Here is a 10,218-nt window from a genome sequence, read left to right on the forward strand (position 1 = left end):
GCCCATGACGGATACTTCCCGCTCCGATGCTCCACCGAAACTCGATCCAGAACAGCTGCAACTGCGGGCCTCGCCTCGCCGCGCTGTGCGCTTCAAGCGCAGCATTATTGTCGCCATTGCTGCTGTTGGTTCCGGGACCGTTCTAGGCGTCACCATGATGGCGCTGCAGGGACCGGCGCTGCGCATCAAAGAGCAGGCTGAAGAGCTTTACAACACTGAGCGGAAGCCAACCGCGGAGGCAATTGAAAGGCTGCCTAAGGACTATTCCGGGATCAAGCCCAAGCCTCCGGTGCTTGGACCACCGCTGCCCGGCGACCTCGGCCGCCCCATCCTTGAGCACCAACGCCAGCTGGGCATCACGCCGGGCCAGGAGGTTTCGGCGGAGGAGCAGCGCCTTGCACAGCAGGCGATCGAGGCGCGCGAATCGCAAGTCTTCTTCCGGATCGAAAATCGACCCCGGCAAGCGGATGCCGCCGGCAACGGGCAGGGCAGGCGTCCACCCTTTGAGGCAACGGCTCCACAATCGGACGCCGCACGCGATTCAGCTTCCGTAGCACCGGCCGAGGGCGACCAAAACAATCAACAGCGAAAGCTCGATTTTGTCAGCCAGCGGAACACAAGTGGAATCTACAATCTGCATGCACTGCAGACGCCGGCTTCGCCGTATCAGCTGATGGCCGGCAGCGTCATCGCAGCGAGCCTGATCACTGGCATCAATTCCGACTTGCCCGGCCTCGTCGTCGCACAGGTCACCGAGAATGTGCAGGACACAGTCACCGGCAGCACCTTGCTCATTCCGCAAGGCTCTCGCCTGATTGGCACCTATGACAGCGTTGTTGCCTTTGGACAAAGGCGCGCGCTGCTGGTCTGGCAACGGATACTGCTGCCCGACGGCTCTTCGATCGAAATCGACAATCTGCCGGCAACAGACACCGCCGGCTATGCCGGGCTTGAGGACAAGGTGGATTTCCACACCTGGCAGCTCATCAAAGGCGTTGCGCTGGCCACGTTGGTAGGGGTCGGCACCGAGCTGAGCCTCGGGGACGACGAAAGCGACCTGGTCAAAGCAATCCGCGAATCCGCTCAGCAGAACGTCAGTCAAGCTGGCCAGCGCATCACCGAGAAGAACCTCAATATCCAACCCACCATCACTATCCGGCCCGGTTGGCCACTGCGCGTCATCGTGCACAAGGATCTTGTGCTGCGGCCGTACCCGAATTGACTGGAGTCATCATGACCAATCTGAAACTCGGCAAACTTCCGGATCGGACACCTTCGAAGATCACCATAAGCGTAAGTGCAGACCTGAACCAAGCACTGAAGGACTATGCGGCGCTTTATCGTCAGACCTATGGCGAGTCCGAATCGGTAGCGGAACTGATCCCGTTCATGCTGGCGGAGTTCCTGGAGAGCGATCGAGCGTTTGCCAAGGCCAGAAAGGAAGGGCTCCCTGTCGTCGACAAGTCACAGAAATCGCGGCGGCAGCCAATTTCAGGGTCCGAATAAGTGACAGCGACCAGTGAGTCCGAGGCGGCACCTTTCTAGGCGGGCAAATGCATTGAAGCAATTTGCGGCGGCAAGCCGAAACACAGGGCACAATAGACGAGCTGATCTGCCCCGAACCAATGCCGGCTCTGCGCCGCATATCGGGTGTTCGTTCATGCAGCTTGAATTCCTGGAAGCTGCCGTTCCCTCACCAGCGGACGTTGGCGGGGCGAGCTTATCAGTGCCGCAGCAGGATCACCTAACCGGTATAATCAGCGGCGCCGGGCGCCTGTGTACGGCATAGGTCAGAATCGCGTGGTGGTTGCAGAAGCATTCGATCGCGAACTCGTGCCGGATTCCGTTCGCGTCCGTCAACACGACAGTCCCGTCGAAAATCGGACCTCTTCTGGCCCGGCCGGCACTGGCCCTGAGAAAGTTCCAACAGAATTCCTGAGTGATCCCCGGAAACCGTGTCCTGAACGCGGGTGAGCGGATGAAGTATCGCACGTCTTTGCCGCTCGGGTCGCGGCCGATATCGTCGTGGTGCGGATGGGCGCTGACCATCCCGAATGCCGGCATTTCGACATCCCGCTCCTCGACCGTGCGCCAAAGCGTGGTGGTTATCGTATTGCCGTAGCGCTTGGCCAGATTCTGGATGGACTTGAAGGTGATCTCGACGTCGCGAGCCTCGCCCGCGAAACGGTCCTGAAGGAACAGCAAGCGTGCGGCGGCGAAATTAGCCTCCGCCTCCACATTCGCGTGGCAGTTCGGGTCGAGCGTGTACTGATCGTCGCCGAACAGGAAATCCTTGTGCCAGGGAATGAAACTATGCCCGACCTCATGGGCCTCGATCCATCGTTTTTTCGCGTCGGGAACTTCTTGGTCGATCAGGATGCGATTGCCGTCGGGTATCCATAAGGCGGAGAGGTTGGCCTTCTTGATTACGTCGATCAGAATGGTCGGACGGGCGATAACCTGCTTGCCCGCCACCTTCATCCTATGCGCGACTTCCTGCAGGAGCGTCGGATTGGACAAGCTATAGTACTTGAGGTCTAGCGCGAGCAACTGCCGGACCTCCGGGAGACGGAGGGGCGGTTCGGGATTGCCGAGTTCGCGGAGAATCCTGTCGACGATTCCTCGGATGTCGTCCGCCTCATATGCTCCAACCGTCCCCTCCATCATCGGTTCATTTCTGCCCGAGCACCAGAAACTTAACGAAACTGTCCAAGACCTGTTGCTCGTGCTTACTGAGCTTGGACAGATCATCGGACTTGGCCGCGAACTTCTGGGCCTCTTCCTGCAGGGCCTCGTCCCTGGTAACCGTCGCGCCGGAGAGCTTCATCAGCGCTCGTGGCGGCATCCTGAAAAACTCGGCCAACTGGTGAACGGTCCTCGGCCTGGGTTTGTAGTTGGGGTCCCGTTCGATCAACCTGATCTCGGCGGCATCCACCCGTGCCTTTGCGGCCAAGGTTTCTACCGACAATTGGTCGCGTCGTCTCAACTGTCGTATGAAGACCCCGAAGGCGTGCTTCATTTCGACCACGTTGCCCGCGTCCGACACAAGTTCGGACGGCAGGAACATCCCTATATTGTCGATGGCTTCCAACGGCCATCCCGCGTCATGGTCCGTATCCGGATCGGACTCGATCTTTCGCCGGAGCCAGTCGCGTGAGACAAGCATCTCCATCATCTGCTCCTTTCGTTTAAGTGAGGAAGGCGCGCGCTTGTGCTTCGGTCATCTCAAAGTAGCGCATGCGCGTGTCGTCAATTTCCAGGTCGGTCATTCCAACCACATCTCGATACCAAGCTTCGGCCTGTGGCAAGGCGTGCAGGCCTACCCGTCCCCTGAATTCCTCTTGAACACTCAAGCTGATCGCGGCGACCATCATGATGCGTCCCACGCCCTTGAAACGAGGGGACGCATCGAAACGCGGTCTGTTCCAGGGCGCGGTAGCCAGCAGGTCTACCGTGACCAGCGGCTTGCCGCGTTGCGAGGAGTCTTTGGCAAAACCTGCGGTCGTCACGAGCATCAGGCCCTGTGTGGCACCTTCCGCCACGATCGCGAACGACTGCCGGTCAAGCCGGTTTGACGACATCTCGACTTTCTCGGACCATCGCCAATGAGCGTCCTGGATGTCGTTATCGCCGAGGAATTGCAGGTTGTATTGGCCGGCGGCTTTCAGTTCGGCAATCCTGGCTTCTATCAGCGGGCGCCACGAGCCGTCTATATCGGCGACATTGCCGGCATCCGCGGGGCTGAGGAGATGGGATTGTGTGAACTTGCCTGTCCGGCGGTCTAACAGGTCGTAGGTACCGATTAGGCTACCCGACATGGCTTCAGCTCAGCATCATGAGCTCGGACTTTTCCTTGGTGGAGGGGTGTTCGAAGAACACCTTCTCGCCGCGTTCCATTCTGTCCGTGATGGATTGGTAGAGCCTAAGGGCCTGTCGGACTAGGGCGGTCTTGGACAAACCTTTTTCATCCGCGAGGCGATCGACCAGATCCATCTCCTGCGAACTCAAATTCAGCGTCATCGTACGTTTTTCGACCATGGGGTCCTCCTTGACAGTCACGCTTTCATATCATTGTCCACCGAGCTAGTCAACAATTAATAGCTATCGTTCACGTATTGACTAGCTAAAAAATAGCTACTATTTGATCTGATATCGAGACGCAGGAGAAACAAAATGAACGACAGCGATTCCATTCGCATCCAGATCGCCGGCACCGACCTGGTGTTCCGCACGGTCCCCATAAACGACCAGACCCCCTCTGGTGACCAGATCGCCCTCGTCGCGGGGTTTTCATCCGACGATTACAGCTATGTCCTGCAGATGTGTGACAACGGCGAACTTGAGGACGTCCGCAACCGCAACTCCGTGCCCTTGTCCGACGGACACCGGTTTATCGTCGCCCTGAGCGACCGATCCTACCGGCTTGCCTTCGCCGGCGACCCGCTGGATTGGCCCGCGCGCTTCATCACGGCCGGAACCTTGCGCAAGCTGAAGGGCGTGGCCGCCGAGAAGAGCATCTATCTGGAAAAGACGGACGAGCCCGACATTCCCCTCGATGAAGACGAAGTCATCGATCTGGATAAAGAGGGCGTCCAAAGCTTCAAGGCGGGCAAGCTCGCCGGGCCAAAGAAGCAGACGGTGCGCGTCAAGCACTTGGGTGAACTGGAAACCGTGCGCTTCAAGGTCGAGTCCGGTACTACTCTGCAGTCGATCTGGGACCGGGCGTACGACGAGCTCGATGTCATGCGCAACGAGCGTGACGTGTTCCAGGCCGAGACGGACGTCGGGACAGTGAGCCTGATGGACCACCTCGGCCTTCCACTCGAGACGGCCCAGCAGGAGGGTGTGTGCGACAAGAAGTTCGAGATCGCGGCCAGGACCGGGGGGGCCTGAAATGGCATTCCATGGCGTCCGGCCCACCATCGACCTGCAGGCAGCCAGGCAAGTGCTGGACCAGCACTTGCCGAGGGTGCTGTCCTTCAAGGGCCGGACGATAGAAGAGCTCGGCTGGAGCCGGCCATCGGACCGGACGCTGCTTGTCCCGATGCGCGGCACTTTCGGCGGAAACACCGAAGAGTATCTTCTCCGGCTCGATTTTCTTGCCGGTCCGGACTGGCCGCCCAGCGCCAGGTTCGTCAATCCGGCGACCCTTGACTACGCCGGCCTAGCCGAACAGCACCATCTGCCCCAACTGACCTCCCCGGAGGTCCACGTCCATCCGGCTTACCAGAATCCCAGCGGGCAGATGATCCAGCTCGTGTGCTGTTCCGCCGTGTTCGAATACTACGACGTCAATCACGGCGGCGAAGACACCACTCTCTGGCGCACGGGCGATACGTTTAATCATACGTTGGCGGCGATCGAACGTGCTTTCCGCGACCACTATTCGGGAAGATTCGATCGTCATGCAGGATGAATACTTATTGTGGCGCGACCCGGCGCCCGGCCCTTATGAGCCGATCGGGTCCGTCCTTCGCTTACCCCCGACTGCGATTTCGGCGACACGGGATCTGCTTCAGCGCGCAGGCCGCCGAGAATCATGCGTTTTCTGGTACGGCGAGCGGGACGGCAATACCGCCGTTGTGCGATCGGTCCGGGCGCCCAAGCAGCGATCGATGCCTGGAAACTATCATGTGGAGCCGGATGCGATCAGCGAAATGGTGCGCGATCTGCCCGAAGGGTGGAAGCCCGTGGCTCAGATTCACAGCCATCCCGGCATGGGCACGGAACACTCGAGATATGATGACCGCATGATTTCGAGCCGCCGGATTCTCTCGCTCGTATTCCCGATATACGGCGTCCCGGCCGCGCCCTGGCCGCAAGGCATCGGCGTGCACGAATGGCAGAACGATTATTGGCACATGTTGTCGCCCGAGCAGGTCCAAGGCCGCCTTGAGGTGATCGCCGCACCGGCAGTGGACAGGAGGGATTTCCGATGAGTGACTTGGCATTGGGGGATCGTCATTCACGACCCTTGGATGGTTTGGGGGACATCGCCTCGCCTAAAACGATCCTCATTCGTGCCGGCGACGTATCAGGGGCAGTCAATCGCCAACACCTTCTCGTCTGTCTCGTCAATCTACTGGCTAGGCTGCATGGCGTGGTCGGTTCGATCCGGGTGGCGGTAGAAGGCGAGATGACGGTCCTCACGCCGAACGGGGCCGGTCCAGCAAATGCCTTCCAGGCCGTCGAGAACCTCGCGTCCTGGGCCAACGGCGGGCGGATACCGGTGCTTCCGCCCGATGGCCTGGAGGACCTGACCATAGACATGACCGGTCAGATGCATGGAGGCGCAAGCATCTATGTTTGGGGAGAGGGGTGGAAAGCTTGGATTGGCTCCGCACCGCGAGCCTTCAGTGGTTCTTTCGGCCGGCGCGATTGCCTCGGCCCCTACCTAGCGGCGGCCTTGGCAGCAGGCGAGGTCTTCAAGCGTGCTAAAGGCTTGAAGAAAGGACGCTTCGCCCGGGATGACGCGTATTCCCTGTGGTCAGGGGAATCCGGCCGCTGGGAAGTATTGGATGACGGTCCGGCCGTATCGGACACGCACTTGCCCCCTTTGTATGTCGTCGGGGCAGGCGCCGTCGGTCAGGGGATCATCCAGGTGTTGGGCGCCAGCGAATTGGCAAGCTCATTCCTCGTTACCATCGACCACGACCGCCACGACCTCGAGGGTACCAATCTCAACCGGTGCTTTTTGGCCGGCCTCGACGATCTCGCCCGACCTAAGGTCGAAGCCGTGGAGCGATACAGGACCTTCAGCGGACTGGGGGGCTTGGAACATTCCGGGACGCTTCGGGACTACATCCTCTCGAGCCGGTCAGGCCTGCATCCGCAGCTTGTTCTGGCGGAAGCGCGGGACTCGTACGACCTCGTGATATCGGCCGTGGATATCAATACGTCCCGTCAGGACATCCAGGGTCTGTGCCCCCGCGTCGTCGTGGGCGGAAGTACGGACGGCTTAAGGGCTCAAGCGGTGATATACGGCCTCGTCGGACAAGCCGAATGCCTGGGCTGTTGGAACGACCCCGATGACAGAAAGGCCAAGGCCGCTGCCCGGGAAGCGACCCTGCGGGGAATGTCGCCGGAAGAACGACGGAAGGAATTGGCTGGACAGGTCGAAAACCTTGATGCAGCCCTGTCCTATCTCGCTTCTGTCGAGCCCAAATGCGGACAGTTGGGAGAAAGCGACGTCAAGAGCTTCGTAGACCGGGTGCCGCCCGAGTTTTCGGCTTCGTTCGTGTCTATGGCGGCTGCCACGATGGCCGCAGCCAGCCTATTTCGTGTCACATCAGAATTGGCTCTAGAAGTGGACTTGCAACCCAAGACAATTCTCCAGTTCAAGAACTTGTCGATGGCCAAAACGGTGACTGCACGACGGAGCGGTTGCCCGCATTGCAGTGTTGTCTGAGAGGCCGGTTCTTCGGCGAAACTCAGCTAGTACTTGGTCGCGGTCAATCGCTCGTCCCCTTGGACACTACCGAAATATATGGGGCCTGGCATGCCACCCCAGTCGCGTCGGCACTCTCACCGCTGAACAGACTACTGACTTTCGGGACCTTTGGTCCCGCAAGATGAAGCGACACCGAGGGCGCTGCACTTGTTCAACGCCATCGGTGGAAAGCGTCCATTTGGCGAACTAGACTTCGCGACATGCTGGAGCCGCTGGGATCGGACCTATGGTTTGCGGATGGCGGAGTCGTCTCGTTCAAAGGCTTCGATTATCCGACACGCATGGTCGCCGTGCGTCTTGCCGATGGCGGGTTATGGTTGTGGTCGCCGGTCGAAAGGACGGCGGCACTGGAGGGCGAGGTTCGAGCGCTGGGCCGTGTTCGTCACATTATCAGCCCCAACAAACTGCATTTTCTGTTTCTAGGCCAATGGCAGACCGCATTCCCGGATGCCAGTTTGTGGGCAACGCCGGCGACAATCGCCAAATGCAGGGAACTCCGGTTTTCCGGGGCACTGGCCGACGATCCGCCCGCCGAATGGAAGGGGCAGATCGACCAGTTCTATCGTTTTTCATGAACGAACTGATCTTCTTTCACCGCGCGTCGCGCACCGCCATCATCGCCGACCTCTCGCAGACTTTCAGCGAGACGTTCTTCAAACGCCATTGGCCTTGGTGGATGCGGCCAATCGCAAAACTTTCGAAAATGGTCGAAGGATGGGGCCATCCGCCAATCGACTACCGGATCAGTTTCCGCGACCGCGCAAGCGCACGCCCAAAATTCGTGAGCTAATCGGCAAACATCCCGAGCACGTCGTCGTCGCGCATGGTGAGGTTGTCAGGACGGACGGCGAAGCCTTTTTGCGGCGCGCCTTTTCATGGCTGCTCCAGTAGTCCTAACCTCGGCAACACTTTCGATACGGCCCACGTCAGCGATCGGCATAGGTTCAAAGAGCGGGACGCGCCGATGTGCAGGAATGGTAGGAAACGGGCTGGCAGATTTCAGGCGGCTACGCCGCGAAAGCTGCCTCACCGCGCCAAGGCGCTTCGGCCGGGAAGCGCCAAAATCGGATGAAAAATTCAGGTTTGCCGCTGCCTGAAAGCGGACATGGCCGATGAGCACCTGAGAGTTCATAGGCGTTAGTTGTTAAGCGGTCTGAGGCTGCCTAGGCGCAGACAAATGGCCGCCGATGCAGGCGGCCGCGCTTGCTGCCGGCCGGGCGATCACTTGGCCAAAAAGCCATGCCGGATCCTCACAACGAGGAGGCCGACGCGCTTGCCAATGCCGCTGCTGCACGAGCCTTGCAACTATCCCAACGAGCGAAGGAACAAGCATGAGCGCCGGCCTTTCCGAGGCGATCAAGAACGAAGCGCTTCGGACCGGCGTTGACCACCAAGACTTTGCAACCGTCAGATATGTAGCGGCCAAATGCTTACTCAAGGCCGCGAACGCGGCCTTGAGGGGCGAGAATATGACCCAATCGCAGGCTAGGGCAGGTTGGAATGGATACGTGCGGCTAGTGAACCTCCTACGCCCTCGACTATCCTCGCCCACATGATTGAGGGCGTGCCGAGTGACCGCACACAAGGCCGGAGCAAGAGAAAGCCCGGTCAACTGCAGGGGTTCTCCTTCGTGAGCTCACTGGATACGCCCGGCCGCCCTTAGTCCCTTTACTCGACTATTTTTCAGCTCAGAGGGCAAAAAGTTAACGCGATGGTCCAGTTTAGCAATAAATTGTTCGAAACCCATATTGATTTGATTTATATAAAGTCGATTTGAGTACATCTTCCGTACCTGATGATCATCCCTGGGGAAGACGGCATACCAAGGAATGCCTCGGTTTTTTTGCCTGATGGAGTATAACTCAGCACCAATGTCCATATCACTTAATGAATACCCTATAAGAAGAACGCAGTTGTTTTCGAAGCCGCCCATGGCTTTTGATATCATCTTTCGATACGATGATATCATTTCAAAATAATCAAATTGAGTTATAACCAAGCCACCTTTACCGACCGGCTCGTGGGCGTAGGTTAAACTTCCGTGCGGCTTGTAGAGCGGCATGCGCCCGCTCAAAGCTTGCCTATCATCATAAATTATGTCCGGAGGGAGAGAGCTACTCGACTTGTAGCCAAGCTCAACCAGCTCATCGTAGTTGGTCGTGAATATCGACCGTGCTCCTAGATTGGCCAGTGCAACATGCTGCCACAATGGCAGGAAGCAGGTAAAATGTTCGACCAAGAACTCGGACATCGGCGTTCGGCCGGTCTTGGTTTCGATTATCGCGGCAGCATGCTCTAGGCTCATGAGCTTTAGGCTCTCCGGGTCAAACGCAGTCGAGCCGTCATGCTTGAAACGCCGCCATAGCGTGTTTCGCAGAGCATATGCGTTGGGAAGATCCTCGCCCAATTTGTTCTTGGCGCCTATCGAAGCTCCTGCGCCTAGAAAAATTGTCAATCGTCCGCGAAACAAATCCCAGTTGGACACGAAGTCTTCGAAGTTGTCGTCGATTTTGCCCGGCACGCGTTAGGACCTTATGTGGGGAAGTGATTTTGTGTACTAGACGAGGAGTGCGACTCATAGTCTTAAAGCAACATGGCCACAAAAATATTAGGCGGACGTTACGTCCTCAAAAGGAAGCTGCTGCCGGGTAGTGTCGAGAGGGGCGAGCCGGAGTTATGGCAAGCACAGGACGCCGGTGACGTGTACTATGTCAAATTGTGGCCTCGTCGCAGCGGCGACGAAATGGACATCCGGGCCTTGTGGAATC

12 protein-coding genes are annotated in these 10,218 nt (G+C 58.5%); 7 read left to right on the top strand and 5 right to left on the bottom strand.

What is annotated here, in order from left to right; genetic code table 11:
• Positions 1–4: 4 nt before the first annotated feature.
• Both NKH23_RS13480 and NKH23_RS13485 read left to right on the top strand, forming a co-directional pair.
• A complete protein-coding gene (locus NKH23_RS13480) occupies positions 5–1,222 on the top strand; it encodes a TraB/TrbI/VirB10 family type IV secretion system protein (protein ID WP_353034849.1) in 1,218 nt (405 codons plus the stop codon).
• A gap of 11 nt (positions 1,223–1,233) precedes the next feature.
• Positions 1,234–1,506, top strand: a complete 273-nt coding sequence (locus NKH23_RS13485; protein WP_353034851.1) for a DUF2274 domain-containing protein — start codon at positions 1,234–1,236, stop codon at positions 1,504–1,506.
• Positions 1,507–1,740: 234 nt separating this feature from the next.
• Here the strand turns inward: NKH23_RS13485 and NKH23_RS13490 are convergent, their stop codons facing one another.
• From NKH23_RS13490 to NKH23_RS13505, 4 genes are read right to left on the bottom strand one after another with little or no spacing between them, the layout of a single operon-like run.
• Positions 1,741–2,667: an ImmA/IrrE family metallo-endopeptidase gene (locus NKH23_RS13490; RefSeq protein ID WP_353034853.1), complete on the bottom strand. Its 927-nt coding sequence runs from the start codon at positions 2,665–2,667 to the stop codon at positions 1,741–1,743.
• 4 nt (positions 2,668–2,671) lie between these two features.
• Positions 2,672–3,172 (bottom strand): helix-turn-helix domain-containing protein, encoded by a 501-nt coding sequence (locus NKH23_RS13495; RefSeq protein ID WP_352643069.1) that lies wholly within the window; start codon positions 3,170–3,172, stop codon positions 2,672–2,674.
• 16 nt (positions 3,173–3,188) lie between these two features.
• Positions 3,189–3,818 (bottom strand): hypothetical protein, encoded by a 630-nt coding sequence (locus NKH23_RS13500; protein ID WP_352643068.1) that lies wholly within the window; start codon positions 3,816–3,818, stop codon positions 3,189–3,191.
• A gap of 4 nt (positions 3,819–3,822) precedes the next feature.
• On the bottom strand, positions 3,823–4,038 hold the full coding sequence (locus NKH23_RS13505) for a ribbon-helix-helix protein, CopG family (RefSeq protein WP_353034856.1): 216 nt from the start codon (positions 4,036–4,038) through the stop codon (positions 3,823–3,825).
• Positions 4,039–4,173: 135 nt separating this feature from the next.
• Here NKH23_RS13505 and NKH23_RS13510 point away from each other — a divergent pair, with 135 nt between their 5' ends.
• The 5 genes from NKH23_RS13510 (at position 4,174) to NKH23_RS13530 (ending at position 8,025) form a co-directional block, all read left to right on the top strand.
• On the top strand, positions 4,174–4,893 hold the full coding sequence (locus NKH23_RS13510; RefSeq protein ID WP_353034858.1) for a multiubiquitin domain-containing protein: 720 nt from the start codon (positions 4,174–4,176) through the stop codon (positions 4,891–4,893).
• Position 4,894: 1 nt separating this feature from the next.
• Positions 4,895–5,416, top strand: a complete 522-nt coding sequence (locus NKH23_RS13515) for a hypothetical protein (RefSeq protein ID WP_352643061.1) — start codon at positions 4,895–4,897, stop codon at positions 5,414–5,416.
• Positions 5,367–5,939, top strand: coding sequence for a Mov34/MPN/PAD-1 family protein (locus NKH23_RS13520; protein WP_353034860.1), 573 nt, complete (start codon positions 5,367–5,369; stop codon positions 5,937–5,939). The genes NKH23_RS13515 and NKH23_RS13520 overlap by 50 nt, the downstream gene beginning before the upstream one ends.
• Positions 5,936–7,408: a ThiF family adenylyltransferase gene (locus tag NKH23_RS13525; protein ID WP_353034862.1), complete on the top strand. Its 1,473-nt coding sequence runs from the start codon at positions 5,936–5,938 to the stop codon at positions 7,406–7,408. Before NKH23_RS13520 ends, NKH23_RS13525 begins: the two co-directional genes overlap by 4 nt.
• A gap of 242 nt (positions 7,409–7,650) precedes the next feature.
• Entirely contained in the window at positions 7,651–8,025 is a 375-nt protein-coding gene (locus NKH23_RS13530) for a DUF4336 domain-containing protein (RefSeq protein WP_353034864.1), read from the top strand.
• A gap of 1,061 nt (positions 8,026–9,086) precedes the next feature.
• Here the strand turns inward: NKH23_RS13530 and NKH23_RS13535 are convergent.
• Positions 9,087–9,971, bottom strand: a complete 885-nt coding sequence (locus tag NKH23_RS13535; protein ID WP_353034866.1) for an SIR2 family protein — start codon at positions 9,969–9,971, stop codon at positions 9,087–9,089.
• Between the last annotated feature and the right edge of the window lie 247 nt (positions 9,972–10,218).

The sequence above is a fragment of the Mesorhizobium sp. M1328 genome (assembly GCF_040318075.1).
Taxonomy (GTDB): Bacteria; Pseudomonadota; Alphaproteobacteria; order Rhizobiales; family Rhizobiaceae; genus Mesorhizobium.

Coding starts and splice junctions, on each gene's coding strand:
- NKH23_RS13500 (WP_352643068.1), bottom strand. CDS start 3,818: ATGTCGGGTAGCCTAATCGGTACCTACGACCTGTTAGACCGCCGGACA.
- NKH23_RS13515 (WP_352643061.1), top strand. CDS start 4,895: ATGGCATTCCATGGCGTCCGGCCCACCATCGACCTGCAGGCAGCCAGG.
- NKH23_RS13485 (WP_353034851.1), top strand. CDS start 1,234: ATGACCAATCTGAAACTCGGCAAACTTCCGGATCGGACACCTTCGAAG.
- NKH23_RS13505 (WP_353034856.1), bottom strand. CDS start 4,038: ATGGTCGAAAAACGTACGATGACGCTGAATTTGAGTTCGCAGGAGATG.
- NKH23_RS13490 (WP_353034853.1), bottom strand. CDS start 2,667: ATGATGGAGGGGACGGTTGGAGCATATGAGGCGGACGACATCCGAGGA.
- NKH23_RS13480 (WP_353034849.1), top strand. CDS start 5: ATGACGGATACTTCCCGCTCCGATGCTCCACCGAAACTCGATCCAGAA.
- NKH23_RS13530 (WP_353034864.1), top strand. CDS start 7,651: ATGCTGGAGCCGCTGGGATCGGACCTATGGTTTGCGGATGGCGGAGTC.
- NKH23_RS13525 (WP_353034862.1), top strand. CDS start 5,936: ATGAGTGACTTGGCATTGGGGGATCGTCATTCACGACCCTTGGATGGT.
- NKH23_RS13495 (WP_352643069.1), bottom strand. CDS start 3,172: ATGGAGATGCTTGTCTCACGCGACTGGCTCCGGCGAAAGATCGAGTCC.
- NKH23_RS13510 (WP_353034858.1), top strand. CDS start 4,174: ATGAACGACAGCGATTCCATTCGCATCCAGATCGCCGGCACCGACCTG.